This is a genomic window from Acinetobacter sp. CFCC 10889, assembly GCF_003268395.1.
In the GTDB taxonomy this organism is placed as follows: Bacteria; Pseudomonadota; Gammaproteobacteria; order Pseudomonadales; family Moraxellaceae; genus Acinetobacter.
This window is the reverse complement of record NZ_LQXQ01000022.1, coordinates 25,045-43,434: the sequence shown is the minus strand read 5'-3', so window position 1 is coordinate 43,434 and position 18,390 is coordinate 25,045. Positions and strand designations below refer to the sequence as shown.

20 protein-coding genes and 1 pseudogene are annotated in these 18,390 nt (G+C 37.5%); 10 read left to right on the top strand and 11 right to left on the bottom strand.

The genetic code is table 11. The features are described 5' to 3' along the window. Positions 1 to 40: 40 nt before the first annotated feature. Positions 41 to 283: a DUF2789 domain-containing protein gene (locus AVJ19_RS10190; protein WP_111859604.1), complete on the bottom strand. Its 243-nt coding sequence runs from the start codon at positions 281 to 283 to the stop codon at positions 41 to 43. A gap of 182 nt (positions 284 to 465) precedes the next feature. Between AVJ19_RS10190 and AVJ19_RS10185 the strand changes: the two genes are divergently transcribed. Beyond that, the gene (locus tag AVJ19_RS10185) at positions 466 to 702 is read left to right on the top strand and encodes a hypothetical protein (protein WP_111859603.1); all 237 of its coding nucleotides are present in this window, start codon (positions 466 to 468) and stop codon (positions 700 to 702) included. A gap of 74 nt (positions 703 to 776) precedes the next feature. Here the strand turns inward: AVJ19_RS10185 and AVJ19_RS10180 are convergent, their stop codons facing one another. Further along, positions 777 to 1,427, bottom strand: a complete 651-nt coding sequence (locus tag AVJ19_RS10180; RefSeq protein ID WP_111859602.1) for an HAD family hydrolase — start codon at positions 1,425 to 1,427, stop codon at positions 777 to 779. A gap of 184 nt (positions 1,428 to 1,611) precedes the next feature. On the opposite strand from AVJ19_RS10180, the gene AVJ19_RS10175 reads away from it, so the two are divergent. Then, positions 1,612 to 2,112: an RNA pyrophosphohydrolase gene (locus AVJ19_RS10175; RefSeq protein ID WP_111859601.1), complete on the top strand. Its 501-nt coding sequence runs from the start codon at positions 1,612 to 1,614 to the stop codon at positions 2,110 to 2,112. An 82-nt stretch (positions 2,113 to 2,194) separates the two neighbouring features. Then, positions 2,195 to 4,492: a phosphoenolpyruvate--protein phosphotransferase gene (ptsP, locus tag AVJ19_RS10170; RefSeq protein ID WP_111859600.1), complete on the top strand. Its 2,298-nt coding sequence runs from the start codon at positions 2,195 to 2,197 to the stop codon at positions 4,490 to 4,492. A 24-nt stretch (positions 4,493 to 4,516) separates the two neighbouring features. Here the strand turns inward: ptsP and AVJ19_RS10165 are convergent, their stop codons facing one another. Both AVJ19_RS10165 and AVJ19_RS10160 read right to left on the bottom strand, forming a co-directional pair. After that, on the bottom strand, positions 4,517 to 4,711 hold the full coding sequence (locus tag AVJ19_RS10165) for a hypothetical protein (RefSeq protein WP_111859599.1): 195 nt from the start codon (positions 4,709 to 4,711) through the stop codon (positions 4,517 to 4,519). 112 nt (positions 4,712 to 4,823) lie between these two features. Next, positions 4,824 to 5,462, bottom strand: a complete 639-nt coding sequence (locus tag AVJ19_RS10160; RefSeq protein WP_111859628.1) for a LysE family translocator — start codon at positions 5,460 to 5,462, stop codon at positions 4,824 to 4,826. A gap of 136 nt (positions 5,463 to 5,598) precedes the next feature. Between AVJ19_RS10160 and AVJ19_RS10155 the strand changes: the two genes are divergently transcribed. After that, complete coding sequence (locus AVJ19_RS10155; RefSeq protein WP_087552192.1) at positions 5,599 to 6,075, top strand: Lrp/AsnC family transcriptional regulator; 477 nt, start codon at positions 5,599 to 5,601, stop codon at positions 6,073 to 6,075. A gap of 198 nt (positions 6,076 to 6,273) precedes the next feature. Continuing rightward, positions 6,274 to 6,467: pseudogene (locus tag AVJ19_RS22535) on the top strand (hypothetical protein). 231 nt (positions 6,468 to 6,698) lie between these two features. Here the strand turns inward: AVJ19_RS22535 and AVJ19_RS10150 are convergent. After that, positions 6,699 to 8,387 carry an acyl-CoA dehydrogenase family protein gene (locus AVJ19_RS10150; RefSeq protein WP_111859598.1) on the bottom strand — a complete coding sequence of 563 codons (1,689 nt, stop codon included), beginning with the start codon at positions 8,385 to 8,387 and terminating at the stop codon, positions 6,699 to 6,701. A gap of 80 nt (positions 8,388 to 8,467) precedes the next feature. Here AVJ19_RS10150 and AVJ19_RS10145 point away from each other — a divergent pair, with 80 nt between their 5' ends. Beyond that, complete coding sequence (locus AVJ19_RS10145) at positions 8,468 to 9,088, top strand: TetR/AcrR family transcriptional regulator (RefSeq protein ID WP_111859597.1); 621 nt, start codon at positions 8,468 to 8,470, stop codon at positions 9,086 to 9,088. Positions 9,089 to 9,263: 175 nt separating this feature from the next. Here the strand turns inward: AVJ19_RS10145 and AVJ19_RS10140 are convergent, their stop codons facing one another. Next, on the bottom strand, positions 9,264 to 9,989 hold the full coding sequence (locus AVJ19_RS10140; RefSeq protein ID WP_111859596.1) for a reverse transcriptase family protein: 726 nt from the start codon (positions 9,987 to 9,989) through the stop codon (positions 9,264 to 9,266). A 229-nt stretch (positions 9,990 to 10,218) separates the two neighbouring features. Here AVJ19_RS10140 and AVJ19_RS10135 point away from each other — a divergent pair, with 229 nt between their 5' ends. Further along, positions 10,219 to 10,845 (top strand): hypothetical protein, encoded by a 627-nt coding sequence (locus AVJ19_RS10135; RefSeq protein WP_111859595.1) that lies wholly within the window; start codon positions 10,219 to 10,221, stop codon positions 10,843 to 10,845. Positions 10,846 to 11,024: 179 nt separating this feature from the next. Here the strand turns inward: AVJ19_RS10135 and katG are convergent, their stop codons facing one another. Beyond that, complete coding sequence (katG, locus tag AVJ19_RS10130) at positions 11,025 to 13,214, bottom strand: catalase/peroxidase HPI (protein WP_111859594.1); 2,190 nt, start codon at positions 13,212 to 13,214, stop codon at positions 11,025 to 11,027. 340 nt (positions 13,215 to 13,554) lie between these two features. On the opposite strand from katG, the gene AVJ19_RS10125 reads away from it, so the two are divergent. Then, positions 13,555 to 14,037 (top strand): thiol-disulfide oxidoreductase DCC family protein, encoded by a 483-nt coding sequence (locus tag AVJ19_RS10125; RefSeq protein ID WP_111859593.1) that lies wholly within the window; start codon positions 13,555 to 13,557, stop codon positions 14,035 to 14,037. Then, positions 14,024 to 14,422 (top strand): DoxX-like family protein, encoded by a 399-nt coding sequence (locus AVJ19_RS10120; RefSeq protein ID WP_111859592.1) that lies wholly within the window; start codon positions 14,024 to 14,026, stop codon positions 14,420 to 14,422. Before AVJ19_RS10125 ends, AVJ19_RS10120 begins: the two co-directional genes overlap by 14 nt. Here the strand turns inward: AVJ19_RS10120 and AVJ19_RS10115 are convergent. The 4 genes from AVJ19_RS10115 to AVJ19_RS10100 are packed head-to-tail and all read right to left on the bottom strand — an operon-like array spanning position 14,390 to position 17,811. Further along, a complete protein-coding gene (locus tag AVJ19_RS10115; RefSeq protein ID WP_228203345.1) occupies positions 14,390 to 15,085 on the bottom strand; it encodes a hypothetical protein in 696 nt (231 codons plus the stop codon). The two genes, AVJ19_RS10120 and AVJ19_RS10115, sit on opposite strands and share 33 nt — an antisense overlap. A gap of 33 nt (positions 15,086 to 15,118) precedes the next feature. Beyond that, a complete protein-coding gene (locus AVJ19_RS10110; RefSeq protein WP_111859591.1) occupies positions 15,119 to 15,721 on the bottom strand; it encodes a hypothetical protein in 603 nt (200 codons plus the stop codon). A gap of 30 nt (positions 15,722 to 15,751) precedes the next feature. After that, complete coding sequence (locus AVJ19_RS10105) at positions 15,752 to 16,870, bottom strand: MBL fold metallo-hydrolase (protein WP_111859590.1); 1,119 nt, start codon at positions 16,868 to 16,870, stop codon at positions 15,752 to 15,754. Further along, positions 16,870 to 17,811 carry a cation diffusion facilitator family transporter gene (locus tag AVJ19_RS10100; RefSeq protein ID WP_111859589.1) on the bottom strand — a complete coding sequence of 314 codons (942 nt, stop codon included), beginning with the start codon at positions 17,809 to 17,811 and terminating at the stop codon, positions 16,870 to 16,872. The genes AVJ19_RS10105 and AVJ19_RS10100 overlap by 1 nt, the downstream gene beginning before the upstream one ends. A gap of 127 nt (positions 17,812 to 17,938) precedes the next feature. Between AVJ19_RS10100 and AVJ19_RS10095 the strand changes: the two genes are divergently transcribed. Next, entirely contained in the window at positions 17,939 to 18,385 is a 447-nt protein-coding gene (locus AVJ19_RS10095) for a GNAT family N-acetyltransferase (protein WP_111859588.1), read from the top strand. Positions 18,386 to 18,390 lie beyond the last annotated feature (5 nt).

The following is an 18,390-nucleotide window of genomic DNA, read 5'->3' as shown; positions in this document are numbered from 1 at the left end:
TGGTTTTTATTCAAAATCTTCATTGATCAACAATAGAAAATTATTTCACTGAATCTTCATGCAAAGATTCATTGAGTTGATCTACAACTGTTGCCCACTCTCCATCTGAACTGAGTTTTTCAGCTAAAAATTGGCGTTGTGATTCCGTCCAAATATTGGCTTGAATAATGCTTGTATCAGCATCAAGCTGATGGGTTTCAATAAATTTCTGAATTGCAGCTTCACTAGAGTCTAAGCCGAGTTGTTCAAATAAATTGGTCATTCTTGGACGTGTTTGGCTCATTTTATCTCTCCATTCGTTTCTAAAAGTTCTAAAACCAACATAGCATTTTTATTTTTAAAATGAAGTAGAAAATTGATTTTTTAAGAAAATTTTAAAACTATATTGCAATAATAAAATGTAAAATTCAGGATTAAAACCTTTAGAACTTAACGCAACAACAATAATGATATAAGGTGCTTAAAATGATGATTTGGATCATATTTTATATTTTTGTTAGCTTAGTACATAAGTGGATTATTTCTTGGGGTGGTGCTCAAATCATACAAGGTTGGAAATCCTTTTTTATTCTTGGCTGGTTTGCATGGGATTGGAATGTAGAACAAATTCGATTTTATGCATTACTTAGCTGGATTATTGTTACTGTTATTTTTGTATTGGGGTGTTTTAATCCACAATTTCGCCATGAATATTTATTTTAAGTTTAAAAACATTACTCAAAAATAAAGCAATGCTAAAACATTGCTTTATTGTGCTTTTTCAATATTTAAATCAATCAAATCGACCAGTCTTGAATTTCCCAAGCTTGCTCTTTTGCCAAAGCTTCTAAACGATCATCAGGATTGATGGCAAAAGCATGATCTGCATATTCCAACAAGAAACGGTCATTGATCGAATCAGAATAAGCCCATGACTCCGTCACATCACGCCCCTCAAGCCATTGATCTAAACGTGCCAACTTGCCTTGTTGATAACATGGAATATTGATCACTTTGCCTGTGTATTTGCCATCTTTGACTTCAGCATTGGTGGCAATAATTTCATTAATACCAAATTCACGGAAAATTGGTGCGGTAATAAAATCCGATGTTGCGGTAATCCCAACCAGTTCATGCCCTGCATCTTTATGGCTTTGAATCGCATCAAACCCTTTTGGACGCATTTGAGGACGAATCACTTTTTGCATAAATAACTGATGTAGCTCAGTCAAATAAGCATGGTCATGTTGGGTTAAAAACTCAAAAACAAATTCGTTATATGCAATTGGATCAAGCTGCCCTGCTTTGTAATCTTCATAAAATTTATCATTCATCGCACGATGTCGGATGGGATCGACCAAGCCTTCATTGACTAAAAACTCTCCCCAAGAGTGGTCGGAGTCGGTATTTAATAAGGTGTGATCTAGGTCAAACAACGCCAATTTCATGAAAATACTCGTGCAAACTGAAAATTAAGAAAAAAAATGTAAATCTATCTCCGCTTGTCGATAGAAATTCGTTAAGATCATAGCAATTTTAAAACATTATTACTTTGACTTTGTCGAGTTGGACTAAAGAGTGAATGTCCCCATATACAAAGTCAATGAAATTCACAAATTTTTAGGTAGCCAAATGATCGATTCAGAAGGTTTCCGACCCAACGTCGGGATCATTTTGGCAAATGATATTGGACAAGTTTTATGGGCAAAACGCATTGGTCACAATGCATGGCAATTTCCTCAAGGAGGTATCCAGTTTGGAGAAACTCCTGAGCAAGCTCTTTTTAGAGAACTACGAGAAGAAGTTGGGCTCCTACCCGAGCACGTCCAAATAATCGCCCAGACAGATGACTGGTTGCATTATCGTTTGCCGCTTCGATACATTCGCTCGGATTCCGATCCCGTATGTATTGGGCAAAAGCAAAAATGGTTTTTATTAAAATTGGTAGCATCAACGAAATACATTCAGTTGAACCTATCTGATCCGCCAGAGTTTGATCAATGGCAATGGGTCAGCTATTGGTATCCATTAGGTCAAGTGGTGAATTTTAAGCGTGATGTTTATCGTAAAGCAATGATGGAGTTATGTATGCAAATGCCTCAGCATTTACCTGAAAGTTCTATAAAAATGTAAATGATTTTTTTAGGTGCTGCTGTTATAAATAGAGTGAAATGACGCATTTGAGCATAATTCAACAATAAAGGAGCATATATCCATGTCGAACATGCAACTAGACACCCTCAGACGTATTGTCCAAGAGATTAATACGTCCGTTAGCTTGCATGAATCTTTAGAAATTATGGTCAATCAAGTTTCTTTAGCGATGCATGTCGATGTATGTTCTATTTATTTACTTGATGAACGTAATCAGCGCTTTGTCCTGATGGCAACAAAAGGACTCAATCCCAATGCTGTTGGCAATGTGTCATTGCATACCAGTGAAGGCTTGGTCGGTTTAGTGGGTCAGCGTGAGGAAATTGTCAACTTAGACAATGCACCGAAACACGAACGCTTTTTGTATTTACCAGAAACTGGGGAGGAAATTTATAATTCTTTTCTTGGCGTTCCTGTGATGTATCGTCGTAAGGTCATGGGCGTTTTGGTGGTACAAAATAAAGAACCACAAGATTTTAGTGAAGCGGCTGAGTCATTTTTAGTGACACTGTGCGCTCAGTTGTCAGGTGTTATTGCCCATGCGCATGCGGTGGGTAATATCGATGTTTTTCGTAAACCGAATAGTTTACCGACCTATAAAACTTTCCAAGGCATTTCAGGTTCAGGGGGAATCGCCATTGGTCGTGCGGTGATTTTATATCCGCCTGCGGATTTGGCTGCTGTTCCTGATCGTGAAGCCGATGATATTAGTGAAGAATTACAACTTTTAGATCATGCTATTGCCTTGGTTCGAGCTGAAATTCAGTCACTTGATGACAAAATGCAAGATGCGTTAATGGCTGAAGAACGTGCGCTGTTTAGTGTGTTCTTGCGCATGCTTGATGAAAATGCCTTGCCCTCTGAGATCAAAACTGAAATCCGTGATGGTCATTGGGCACAAGGTGCGGTGCGTATTGTCATCGACAAACATATTGCTCTGTTTGCACAAATGGAAGATGACTATTTACGTGAACGTGTGTCTGATCTTAAAGACCTTGGTCGCCGTATTTTAGCTTATTTACAAGAAGCAGATTCGAGTCACCGAGAGTTGACTGATGAAAGTATTCTGATTGGTGATGAGATTTCAACTGCTGCGTTGGTGGAACTCCCTGTCGATAAAATCGCAGCTATTGTCACCACTGAAGGTGCGATGAACTCACACATGGTCATCGTAGCACGTGCCCTTGGTATTCCGACTGTTGTTGGGGTAACGGAACTACCAGTCAATACTTTAGATGATGTAGAAATGATCGTCGATGCACATCAAGGGCGTGTTTTTATTAACCCACCACGCCGTATGCGTACCCGTTATAAAGAGATTCAAAAAGAAGAAGAACAAATCGCCAAAGATTTGAAGCAATACGAAACCAAAGATGCCATCACACCTGATGGCGTTGCGGTCAAACTGTATGTGAATACAGGTTTGATGATTGACGTAGTACGTGGTGTACAACGTGGTGCAAAAGGTGTCGGTTTATATCGTTCTGAAATTCCATTCATGCTGCGTGAACGCTTTCCGGGTGAGGAAGAACAACGTGCCATTTACCGTCAACAGCTCAGCCACTTTGCCAACAAACCTGTGGTGATGCGCACCCTCGATATTGGTGCAGACAAAGACTTGCCTTATTTCTCAATTGAAGAAGAAAACTCTGCTTTGGGTTGGCGTGGTATTCGTTTCACCCTCGATCATCCTGAAATTTTTTCTTCACAAATTCGTGCCATGCTCAAAGCCAGTATTGGTCTAAATAACTTACATATTTTACTGCCAATGGTGACCAGTGTCAGTGAAGTTGAAGAAGCGCTTTATCTGCTTGAGCGTGATTGGGTTGCGGTGCAAGAAGAAGAACAAGTCAAAATTACCAAACCAAAAATCGGCATCATGGTTGAAGTACCGAGTGTACTTTTACAAATTGATGAATTTGCGCCTTTAGTGGACTTTTTCTCAGTCGGTTCGAACGATTTAACTCAATATTTACTCGCTGTTGACCGTAATAATCCACGTGTTGCCAACGTCTATTCTCATTCGCATCCTGCGGTACTACGTGCATTAACTCGCTTAGTACAAGAATGTCATAAGTATGACAAACCTGTCAGTATTTGTGGGGAAATGGCAGGTGATCCACTGACCGCGATTTTACTCATGGCAATGGGCTTCAATACCCTGTCGATGAGTTCAAGTAATATTTTGCGGGTGCGTAAAGCGATTTGTCATGTGCCAATGCCTGATGCCAAAGAACTGCTTGATCGCTCTTTACAAATGAATAATCCACTCATGGTCAAAAGTTTATTGGAATATTATTTTAAAACCCATGGTTTAGGCGATATGGTAAAAAATTCTTCTCGTGCAGTCAGCTTATAATTTTGATTGATACTGCTGTAATTTTTAAAAACTTAAACACAATGCTAGAAAGTAAAAAGGTCGATAATCATCAGAATATCGACCTTTTTTGTGTTTAGAATAACCACGTTTTGCATCTTTTTTTCGATCTACAAAAGTTTGGCTCTTGTTAAAATCATTCATGTGTTTTGCCACAAAGTTGTGAATTACAACTTCAGGCGTAGCTTTTTTCTTCGCCATTTTATTTACCTTTTAAACTGTATGTTCACCGCAGAATAGTTATGCGATGCAAGGCTGATATTACGCTTTTTTGTATAGAATACAAGCGGATTTATCCAATATTTCCAATACATCACAGAACAAATACATACAGTTCTTTATACAACATTGCCAATGCTAGAACACACATCATCAACGCTAAACTTTTTAATAAAATTCTCTCTATCCATTTATTATTTAAAAGTTTCTTAATTTTTAAGGCAGCAAAAATATATAGGCTTCCAACAATAAATAGAGTCAAAATTGTCAGCCCAGTCAGAAAAATCGTTTTTTCTTGTAACGATGCTGAACCAAAAATAATCGGCACCAAAGCAAGATAAAAAGAAATCGTTTTCGGATTGCTTAAAGTCATCAACAAACCTTCCTGAAATGCTGAAAATGAGATCTTTATATCTAAAATTTGAGTATTTTCATTGAATAGATCATCCTGAAAATTCCAATATTGATAAGACAAGTACAGTAAATAAAAACTGCAAAGCAACATCATATAAACTGAAAAATGTGGACTAAGCTTATGAATAAAATCAATTAAAAAAATCGAACTCAGCAAGAATAAAACATCACCTGTGATCAGCCCTAAAAGCATTAACAAAGCACGTTGATACCCTTGAGTAAAAGTCTTCAACATTAGACCTGTCATACCCGGTCCTGGTAGCAAAGCCGCAATGGCTAAGGTGAGTAAATACGTTGAAAATTGGGTTAAATCTTGCATCAGCATCACAACCTGAAAAATCTGAAATGTATCCTTATATTTTTTGTGAAAAACGCAGGTAAAACTGATCTATTTATTTCTAAAATAGTAATAAAAAGGGTATAAATAACCTTTAAGGTGAATTTCAAAGACAAAAATGACCCAAAAGCAGATCGATAAAACTGACACTAAAATTTTAGAGTTATTACAACGTGACTCTCGTATTTCCAATGCTGAACTCGCTGAAAATATCGGAATGTCTGCCTCACCCTGTTGGCGCAGGGTGAAACATTTAGAAGATACAAGCATCATCAAAGGCTATGGCGTACTGTTGGATCGTAAAAAAATCGGCTTAGGTGTCATGGTTTTTATCCGTGTTTCCATCGACAGTCACAGTGAAAAAGAAGCCAAGAAATTTGAAGAGCAAGTGACAGCTTTGGAGCATGTTGTGGCTTGTTATAGTATTGGTGGTGATGCTGATTTTCTTTTACAGGTGGTCTCGCCTGATTTAGATACTTATGCAGAGTTTTCAATGTCAATTATTCGCCGCTTGCCAGGAATTAAAGAAATGCAAAGCATGTTTGTACTCAAAGAAATTAAACCTTTTCTAGGTTTCCCAATTTTAAAGCCCTGAGCATATAAAATTATTTTTTGCTCTAAAAATAAAGACCATGATAACAATCAGTTATAGCCTAAAAACACACAGCCTTACATTAATTTTCATTAAAACACAAAATAATCAAATATTTTCAACAAGTTAAATTTGCTTTATTTTTAAAACGTATATATATTGTATATACATTTGATTTTCACCTTTGGGGATAAATACGTGATGGCTGAATTACCCAAAAAGACAAAGGTGAATAAAAAGATGGTCAGCTCTTAATTCGCATTAACAGTGCTGAACGGGATGAGTTTTTACAATTGTGTGAAAGTCTTGATACCAGTGCAGCACGTGAGTTAAGAAAATTTATCCGTAGTTTTATCAAAAAACATCAGCCAACGGATAGCAAAACAAAGGAGTAACATGATGTCAAAGCAAGTTAAATCTTTAAAGAAACAAATCAAAGCGCGTTTGGACAAAATTTCAAAGCACGAAGGTAAATTGAAAAAGCTCCAAAAAAAGCTTAAAAAACAAAAGTAATTTTCAATAATTACATGTTAAAAATATCAGCTTCAAATCTAATTTGATTTAAGCGTATGAAGGTCATAATGTTGCATTATGACCTTCGCTGATTTAGGTATTTAAAAATTATTTCAACTCGCCAACGCCCTTTCTAACAATCGCTCTACATCCACTGATTTCGCATCCACTATGCCTACGACTCGTCCATGAAACTCACTATAACGAGTTGCAATAAACGCATCAGAGACAAAATCAGGTGCATACTGTTTCAGTAAAATGGCTTGAGCGAGAATGACCAAGCGACTGACCAGACTACGTGCCATAAACTGCATTTCATCGGCTTGCAGGCTACTGAATAATTTGAATAATGACTGCAATTCATTCTGTAAAACAGCATCACTTGAAGCCACTTTGGCAAATGATTGAAACAGGACTTCAATCGACTCACGATCACGCTGAATGGCGCGCAACACATCTAAACACATGACATTGCCCGAACCTTCCCAAATGGTGTTTACAGGGGCTTCTTTGAAAATGCGCGCCATAATACCTGTGTCAACATAACCATTGCCACCAAAGACTTCCATCATTTCACCTGTCAGTTCCACCGCACGTTTACATACCCAAAATTTCGATGCAGGGGTCATGATGCGTTTCCATGCCAACGACATTTCATCATCCTGCTCATAGCAATGTGCGAGATGAAAACTGAGTTGCATTGCGGCTTCTGTTTCCAGTGCCAAATCCGCAAGCACGGCTTGCATCAAAGGTTGTTCGGCTAAATGCTTTCCGAAAGCTTTACGCTGACGGGTATAGGCAACGCACTGCACCAATGCCTGACGTAGCATCGCACTTGAACCAACTGAGCAAGTCAAACGGGTGTAATTCGCCATTTCAATAATGGTCGGAATACCACGCCCTGCCTCACCGATCATAATGCCCCACGCATTTTTAAATTCGACTTCTGAACTTGAGTTACTGCGATTCCCTACTTTGTCTTTTAAACGTTGCACGTGAATATGATTCTTGGTGCCATCCTCCAACCAACGAGGTACAAAGAAACACGCCAAACCATCTTGTTCAGTTTTCGCCACCACCAAATGTGCATCACACATTGGCGCAGAGAAAAACCATTTATGCCCCGTCAGTAAATACGCTTTGCCACGACCTGATTCCGCCACAGGCACTGCATAGGTTTCATTGGCACGGACATCTGAACCGCCCTGCTTTTCTGTCATGCCCATGCCCATCCAGATGGATTTCTTTTGGGAAATGGGAATGTCACGTTCATCATATTCATTGGACAGTAATTTTTCACCGATTTTTGCCCATAATTCAGGTTCATTTTGAATCAGTGGAATACTGCCCAAAGTCATCGAGTTAGGACATAAGTTTCCACATTCCACTTGTCCGCTTAAGAAGAATCGTGCTGCCCAATCCACCCATTTTGAGGTTGATTGTGACTGATTTTGTACATCACTAAATGGATAAGCATGGGTATGGAACTGACGATTCAAGCCCATCCATTTATGCCATGCAGGGTGAAACTCTAGAAAGTCTTTACGGCGACCACGTGCGTCAAAACTATGTAATTCAGGCGTATGACGATTGGCTAGATCTGCATATTGATAATATTCTACTGAACCGACAATCTCTCCAAACTCTGCTAAAGTCTGCTGATCTTGACTGCTATAACGTTGCAAAATTTCTTGTAGGACTTGGTCTGTGCTGAATAAATTGTAGTTCTGCAATTCATCAAATTGGTTGCTGATCTCATGGGTTTGCCATGCTGTGGTTGTTCCAAGTTGTGCTGTGTTCATGCTGAAATCCTGTCTTGTTGTTTTGTCCAATTACATTCAGTATAGATGAAAATCTGTGGATGGATGTTCGGGTTATTTTTATGGCTTTGCCTGCAATCAATGTACGTCGTAAACCTCGCCAATCAAGGGCTCGTATCACTCAAGAAGCCTTGATGGAAAGTTTTGTTCGGCTTTTGCATGAACGCCCTGCCAGTGAAATTACCATTCGGGAAATCACCGATGTTGCAGGTGTCGGCTTGGGAACTTTTTATGAGTATTTTTCCAAGAAAGAAGATTTAATTGCGTTGACCATTCATCAGCATGTGAAAAGTAATGCTGAAGCTTTAAAAAGTTATGCACAAAGTCTGATCGAGTTATCCACAAATTTGGATTTTTCAGCATATTTACAGCAGGTCATCCATTTTCAGTTACAGGGAATTCAGGCTCAACAGTTTTTATGGGCACAGACTTTTTTGTTAGAACGACAGATTTCGAGTATCGAAATTTATCGTAAAAGTTATGAGATGATGGTGCAAATGTGGTGCAGTATTCTTGCGCCTTTTATTCAGGATCATGAGCAACTGAATCGGATCAGTTTAAATATGCAACGGATTTGTTATGGCTTTATTTCGCAAACTTTATTGATTGAGCCTGAGTTTGGGGAATGGCAGGTTTTGGAGGCTGATGTGCTTGGTTTTGTAAAAAGTTTGATGAGAATATAAGGTTTTTATTTGCAAAATGTTTCAAAGTCGCTTAAAAAACCAAGCGAATTGTTTCCAAGTCGCTTTTTTTGTAATGAATGACTTTTTTTAATTGTTAATTTCTTGAAAAACAAATAATTTATAAAATCTATTTAACATAATACCCGCCATATTAAATAAGATAAGTAATATGCATCTATTTAGGCGTTTTACATAAGCTCCAAGAAACTAAGCCTCGTTCACTTAGAATATTGTTTTGATGTTTGGCTGCTCTGATTTTTTTTAATGTTTTTCTGGTTGGATGCACTGCATACATTGATACTCCGACTCCAGTAATAATAGCTCTTCCATTCTTTTTATCTTGAAATTTTGTTTTTTTACCATTAATTTTAAGGTTAAATCCTTTTAATATTTGTATAACCGTTGCGAGAATATATTCTCTTTCTGTGGCTTCATTAAAGCTAAAAGTAAGATCATCAGCATATCTAGTATAAGTAATATCTTTATTTTTAATTACTTCCATAATCAAATTATCAACTTCAATCATAGCAATATTTGCTAAATATGGGCTTGTTGGATATCCCTGTACAATCCTTTTATTTACTAATACAAGATCAAGTATATGATCTGATATATAATTCTCTAACAAACTTTTTGGAAGGCTCTCAAAAAAATCCTCAATATCTAAAGATAAGATAAAGCGACTTTTTATATGAGTAGCAGCATTAGTTACACAATTTTTTCCTTTAAGAAATGCATGATCACAATCGTGAATATAATTATTATGATAAATGTTTTCTAAATTTTTTAATAAGGTTCTTAAGAATTTTTTTAAATTTTCGTTTGGAACATAGATTTTTCTAATTTTTCCATTGTTTTTAGATATACACTTTTGTGTATAAGAAAATTTTTCTTTATACATAATTTACGAAAATCCCAATAGTTTCAATGGATGAAGCGTTAGCTTCACTCTCAGTCAAGCGTAGCTTCTTCAAATATTCGGTGATAACCGAATAACCTACTAGATAAGCAAAAAAAATAATAGTGGACGAAACATCAACACCTAATTGTTCTGCTGAAGCTAAATTATGTATAAAGTGTACATATTATTTAATATATACTTATAAATAACAATGGTTTTTGGAATAAATATGCCTAATTTAGATCATTATCCTCAATATTATTCACCAGATGGTGGACCTTGGGATGATCCCTGTTGGAATAACGATTGGGAAATAGAATTATTAACTCAAGGCTATAAGACTATGGCTCAATGGAATGATCTTGGTCGAGTTATCAAAAGTGGAAAAAAGGGAATTTACCTATCATGTGCAAGACGCTATGTCTTTGATGTACAAGAGACAGAAGAAAATATTAGATTAGCAAAATTTTTTAGTAAGAAAAGAAATAAGCTTATTCAGGTAGATCGGAAAAAAGATAATATTGCTAGTAAAGATAAGCTAATTTTATTTCTTATCCGTAATAAATTTCAATATATTCAAACAGTTTCTAATGTATGGAAGGATGCTTTTAAATTATCCATAAAATCCAATCATCTTTTTATTTTATTTAGAAAAAATGGGGTTGATATCAAACTTTATGATGATGAGTTAGGTGAATATTCTATAAAAATGGAGAAATATAGCTTCCTATCAGGTCATAGAGTATCTTTTTCATATAATGAATCTTCTATGTCAATTTTTTACTTTATTGTTCAATTAGTATCTGTTTTTAATATGGAAGGAAATATAAGATTTATGATGGAATCAGTAGAATAGTTATTTACTATCTAAAATTAACATAATACAGCTTATGCGAAGTGCAATCAGTTATCTTTTTTAAATCAGTAGATTGCAATCCATGAAAAAGCCTGACTTGTCCAAGTGTGGCTTTTTTAGATGAAAATTCATTGTTCCAAAAAAACCGCCCTCAGGCGGTTTTTTACATTTTAAATTATTTATTTCACATCAAAGCGGTCAGCATTCATGACTTTCGTCCATGCTGCCACAAAGTCTTTCACAAACTTCTCTTTGTTATCGTCCTGCGCATACACTTCTGCATAAGAACGAAGAATCGAGTTGGAACCGAACACTAGATCAACACGGCTAGCAGTCCATTTCACATCACCAGACTTACGCTCAACGATGTTATATGAATTTTTACCTGTTGGTTTCCAGTTATAGTTCATATCCGTTAGATTCACGAAGAAATCATTAGTGAGAACACCCACTTTGTCTGTGAATACACCTGCTTTATTGTCCGCATAGTTTGCACCAAGTACACGTAAACCACCAACAAGAACTGTCATTTCAGGTGCAGTCAAACCAAGCAATTGTGCACGGTCAAGCAACATTTCTTCAGGTTGAACCACATAATCCGCTTTTAAGAAGTTACGGAAACCATCTGCTTTCGGCTCGAAATCTTCAAAAGAATACGCATCTGTTTGTTCTTGAGTTGCATCACCACGACCTGCAAGGAATGGAACTTTGATATTCACACCCGCATCTTGCGCTGCTTTCTCAACCGCTGCTGTACCACCAAGTACGATCAAATCTGCAATGCTGACTTTCTTGACTAAGCCCGCTTGAATTTCTTCAAGTTTCGCGACAACTTTAGCTAAACGAGCAGGTTCATTCCCTTCCCAATCTTTTTGTGGAGCAAGGCGAATACGTGCACCATTGGCACCACCACGATAGTCCGAACCACGGAAAGTACGTGCGCTATCCCAAGCGGTTGCGATCAATTCAGCAGAAGTTAAACCACTGTTCAGTAGCTTCACTTTAAGATTAGTCACTTCGACATCAGACAATGTGTAATCTGCTTTTGGAATTGGATCTTGCCAAATTAAATCTTCATTTGGAACATCAGCACCCAAGTAGCGAGTTTTTGGTCCCATATCACGATGGGTCAGTTTGAACCAAGCACGGGCAAATACATCAGCTAATTTGTCAGGATTTTGATAAAAATCTTCTGCAATTTTACGGTACGCAGGGTCAAACTTCAGTGCCATATCGGCATCTGTCATCATTGGGTTACGGCGTACATTTGGATTGTGTGCATCAACAGGTTTATCTTCCTCTTTGATGTTCACAGGTTCCCATTGTTTTGCACCTGCAGGACTGAGCGTTTTTTCCCATTCATACGTGAACAGTAAATACAGGAATTCATTGTCCCATTTGTCAGGATGTGTTGTCCAAGCACCTTCAAGACCACTGACCATGGTATTTGCACCATTGCCTGTGCCTTCTGAGTTGTGCCAACCGAGACCTTGGAATTCTACATCTGCACTTTCTACATCCGCACCGAGATTTTCAGCTTTACCATTACCATGTGCTTTACCCACGGTATGACCACCAACGGTGAGTGCAACAGTTTCTTCGTCATCCATGCCCATACGGTCAAACGTAACACGCATGTCCTGTGCAGTACGTAATGGATCCTGTACGCCATCAACACCTTCAGGGTTGACATAGATCAAGCCCATTTGTACCGCAGCAAGTGGATTTTCCAAAGATGAACGATCTTCATCACTTGCATAACGCTCTTTGGTCGGTGCAAGCCATTGACGTTCTTCACCCCAATAAATGTCTTTTTCAGGTGCCCAAATGTCTAAACGACCACCACCGAAACCAAAGGTTTTTAAACCTGCCACATCATAAGCAACTGTTCCTGCAAGAACGATCAAGTCCCCCCAAGAGATTTTATTACCATATTTCTGTTTGATTGGCCAAAGTAGACGACGACCTTTATCTGTGTTGACGTTATCAGGCCAACTGTTTAAGGGTGCAAAGCGTTGGTTACCTGTGTTCGCACCGCCACGACCATCTTGTTTACGATACGAACCTGCCAAGTGCCATGCGGTACGCACGAACATACCAATATAGCTACCATAGTCCGATGGCCACCAATCTTGGCTTGAATTAATCAGTTCACGTAAGTCTTGTTTTACTGCTTCCAAATCCAATGATTTAAATGCTTTGGCATAATCAAAATCTGGGTCCATCGGATTGGTTTTTTTGTCATGTTGAGAAAGAATATCGAGATTCAGCGCATTCGGCCACCAATCTGCATTATTGGTGCTGGCTACACTGGTCTGCCCACCGGCTTGATGGAAAGGGCAACCTGAAGCTGGCTTATTGTTATCCATGTATAATTTCCTCATTCATCAATTTTGATTAAAAATTTAACCGTTTAAAAATTCTGCTACAACACCAACATAGCGGTTTTTCATGACAAGCTAAAGTGAATTTAACGAATAAAAACAATCGGATTCTTCTATTTAAAATCTTAAAATTTAATGATTTACAATAATTCAGCGATTTAGCAACATTTTCTCGACTATTTCCTTACAAAGTTTAAGTGATTCATTATTTTCATCATACTTTTCGATTATTCCGATGGTTTAAAAATGTACCGATACAGACTGTTTTTTCGCCCAATAATTTCAGTTATAGTGAGCTTAAGCGCTGCATAAAATGAGCCTGTGAATGTCAAAAATAAGCACTGAAAATCATATTGCCCTAACTAAGGACAGCATTGAACAGATCATTCAACAACATGACATTGTGTTATTTGATGCGATTTGTGTGTTATGCAATGCTTGGACAGAATTTCTAATCAAATATGATATAGATGCTCGATTTAAACTCGCCTCAGTTCAGTCTGATTTAGGACAAGCCATTTTAAAATTTTATCAAATGCCGACAGATCATTTTGACACCATGCTTGTGGTTAAAAATGGGCAAATGTACACTGAATCTACTGCATTTTTAAAAGTGATCGAAGACTTGGGGCAACCTTTTTCAAGTTTAAAAGTCGGTTATGTCATGCCGAAATTGCTCCGAGATTTTCTCTACCGCCGAGTGGCTTTCAATCGTTATCGCTTATTTGGGACGACGGATCATTGCATATTGCCTTCTGTTGAAAATAAACAGCATTTTTTGGAAAATGTCGTCAATGGAAAAATATAAAGCGATCCGAAATTCCCTGATCAGCATCAATATCACTTTGGCAATCCTTTGGATCTATCAGGGTTTAGTTCCCAAGCTCATGTTTCATGCCATGGATGAACAACGTTTGTGGGAGCTCCAAGGCTTTGATGAAATCGGCATGTTATTTTTAATACAAATTTCAGGTTATATTGAAATCATTTTTGGAACTTTATTCCTGATCTTTAGACATGCCAAAGTTTTACATTATTTGAATATTTTAGGCATGATCGGTTTAAGTGGGCTGATTTTATTTACAGATCTGCGTTATTTCCAACAAGCCTTTAATCCATTTGTAATGAATGTAGCAATGGGAAGCTTATCGGTGATTGCGCTACAGTTGTTGCCCCATTCTCAGGTACCTTAATGCGGTATTTTTATTTTGGGTATAGTCTTTAAGGTCGGCTTGCCAACTTTGCGTTTCCGTTTTGATTTGGGGCGCTAAGCGCTTTTCAACCTCTTGAATCAGTTGTGTTCTTTCTTTCCCACTGACAAAACGTGCCTTATAACGGATTTGCATACTTTGCATATAATGATTGAGTGCCTGACGTTGTTGTTGGTTTTTCGGTGCGGTATGCAAGAACTGTAAATATTCTTTTTCTGCATCGATTTCTTGTGGATCGCCCTCACTGTTGTAATCCTCCACATAAATCACAGCCGTGGTTAAATCCACCCCACCCTTGGCATTGACTGTATAAATTTGTTTGCGAACGCCATAAGGATATGCCCATAAGCCTTGTCGATCACTCGCCGCCCAATAGGTATAAAAAATCAGTTGATTGCCTTTAATGTCATAATCTCCCACCTCTATGGTAAGAATACTGCAATCACCTGTACTTAAACGTTGAGTATGGGTCAGCAGCTTTTTAGCATCACGATACAACTCAAAGTTGTCCTGCTCGAAACCTTCTTCAGTTTCGCCATGTGTGTTTTTTATCTCAAAGTCATGTTGGTTAATGTTGACCGTCTTTGCCTGAGCAACAGTGCCAAACATCATTAACACAAGAATAAAAGGTTGGAATATTTTCATTATTTTTCTCATTTTTATAAATTAAATAAGCACTTATGAATGATTCTTATGCCACCGTTGCAATAGATCAGGAAGTTGTAATACAAGGTATTCACTTTTCATCACAGGATAAAACACACCATCTTCAAGTTTATAACCAATATATGGTTGTTGAGCATATTCAGCAAACTGATATGGATCTTTGATGGTTTTCTGTGCTGATGGTGGAGAAATACAAGCAAGTTTTGTAAATAATAAGCTATTTGTTTCATCATCAAAAGTACTGTTATCCACCAAGTAAATTGAATTATTCTGTTCAAACAAAATCGAATAATAACCTGAACATACATCCCCTTGCAGGCGATCTGCCATTAAGCGATAACAGTCTGCGACAGTTACCCAGTGGTATTTTTTGTTTAGCTGATACGCTAAATACTCCTCAAACTCAAAAGCAATATTGAAGCACATCGAAAACTCAAGCTGAGTCCAAACATGTTGATGATTGCGATGAACATAATAATCAAAAAAGTAATCAAATTTCTTTGAATCAAACTCAGCAAAATCAGTAATGAGCACAATATTCATCATGGGTAATAATTGATCTATTCGAGTTTGGAGAATATGAATCTCAATCTCACCCTGAATTAAAATTGCCATATTTCACTTCCGTATTATGTTCATCAGGCTTTAGACAATTAACTTACGCCCCTCTTTAATACAATAAAATGGATTCATCAATTTAGAGGTATTTTTCATTGCAAGCTGCAAGTCATGTTCAGGTTGTTCACGGTTTTCATCAGTCAGTTGGAATGTTCGATAATGGATCGCCAAAGAACGCTTTGCTTGCAAATCTGCATGTGCTTGAAACGCATCTTGTGGATTCATATGCATATATTTCATCAAATGACGTGGTTCATACGCACCAATTGGAATCAATGCAATACGTGGTGAACCTAAACGTTTTTGAATTTCTTTAAAATGCCCTGAATAGCCAGTGTCACCTGCAAAGAAAAAATGTCCATGCGGTGAAATAATTGAAAAACCACCCCACAATGCTGCATTTTGGTCACGAAAACCACGACCTGAGCCATGTTGTGCAGGCGTATAGATAATTTTTAAATTTTTAAATAATGCTGATTGCCACCAATCCATTTCAATCACATGCCAATCTTTTGGCAAATAATGACTATTGCCTAAACCTGTATAAATCGGCATGGCAAATTTTTGATGCAACCAACGTAAACTGGCAACGTCCATATGGTCATAGTGATTATGGCTTAGCAATACAGCATGGATCGTTGGCAAATGTTCTAACGCAATCCCTGCAGGAATCACACGTTTAGGACCACGCCCTTGTTTTGGGCTAACATGGTCTGCCCAGACTGGATCAGTTAAAAAGTTATAAGGTCCTATTTGCAACAAAACTGTCGCATGATTGATAAACCACACTTGCCAATCATTATCAGATGCATTAGGGCGATTTTGTGGCAAAGCACGTGAGGTTGCATAAAACTCAGCTGCTTCTTTGGCTGAATCGACTTTCCATGTTGAGGACTTACGAGTACTCAGCCATTTCACCAAATCCCAACGACGACGACCTTCTGGGCGACGCACAGGATTAAAAAAGTTTTCGCCATTATGATGATCTGACGCCAATACCTTAAATACAGGACGATACCATGTATGAGCTAAGCAACTCTCCGTTTCTAATCTATAGTGGAGTTGCTGTGTAGGAACGGTCGCTACAAGTTCTTCGGTGTGCAAAGTACGATCTTCAACCGAATTTTGTTCAATCTCTTTTGACATTACGACTCTAAACGCCCTTTCATTCTTTCTAACCACATCTGTTGTGTTTGCGGTTTAATAAATAATGCAATAATTTCAGGATGAATCTCTTTGATCTTGTTTTCAATACGATTTACACAAGCTTCGATATCATCTGAAGTTAAATTATCTTTAAATTCTAAACTGAGTGAGGCAAGCACTTGATGTGCGCCCATTTGTTCAGTTAAAACGCCATTGGCATAATGTACCGCAGGATCTTCTCTTGCCACTTTTAACACATTTTGCCGCAATTGTGGATCAGCAATTTCACCTAAAAGTAAACCTTTGGTTTCTCTTGCCAAAAGTACAGCTGAAATCGCCAAAACTACGCCAATCAAAATTGAAGAAATACCATCAATCACAGGAAGATTCAATTGATGTGCAAGGAAAATCCCCACCAGTGCAATAAATAAACCGATCAATGCTGCCGAATCTTCAAATAATACCGTAAATGTTGTCGGATCTTTACTACGTCGAAATGCTTCAAAGTAGCCCATTTTACCTTTCATTTTCTTAAAAGATTTTAAAGCAACAAACCAAGAAGTTCCCTCACACAGGATCGCAATACCTAACACAATATAATTGACATAAGGTGAGCTCATTTTTTCAGGATGTAAAACATGTTGTACACCCTGATAAATTGACACAATTGCACCCAATGCAAATACCATTAACGAAACAATAAATGCCCAAAAATACAACTCACGTCCATAGCCAAAAGGATGTTTAGCATTGGCAGGTTGTTGTGATTTCTTCATACCATACAGCAATAATATTTCATTGAGTGTATCCACGACTGAATGAATCGCCTCACTGAACATTGCAGAACTATTTGTAATATAAGCAGCAATAAACTTCACTAAGGCAATCGCAAGGTTACCAAAAAGCGCTGCATACACCACAATTTTGTTGGAATCTGACATTAATTGTCCTATTTTTTATCATCAAATACAGTGATTTGATTTTTATCTGCATTTTAAGCCATATTTGTTAAATAGCTTGTATTTTTCCTTTATTTTTTGTTTCTTTTCTCGTTTGGGCGATCTTTTTATGCAAACCAAAATTCGTTCATCTTTACCTAATCAGCACCAACAACTTTTGTCTGTTTGGCAACAATGTATAGAGTCATTTCAAAAAAAACATGACCTGCAACATGTATTAAAAATAAAAGAACTCATCACTGAGCATCATTATTTTAGACATTTACAATTGTTTCATTTGGAAATCAACCATGAAATTGTTGGTTTCATTGGCTTGGCTTATCAAAAAATTGAAATGTTCTATGTGCATCCGAAATATATTGGTCTTGGCGTTGGCTCAGCTTTGCTGAAATATGCATTGTCTTTAGGTATTCAAGAAGTAGATATTTTAGAAAATCACCCTGACTTACAGCATTTTTATCAAAAGCATGGCTTTGAGGTGATTGCCCGTTCAGCATGGGATACACAAGGGCAACTTTGTCCCACATTACATTTACGTTTACACCCCCATTGTTAAATTCA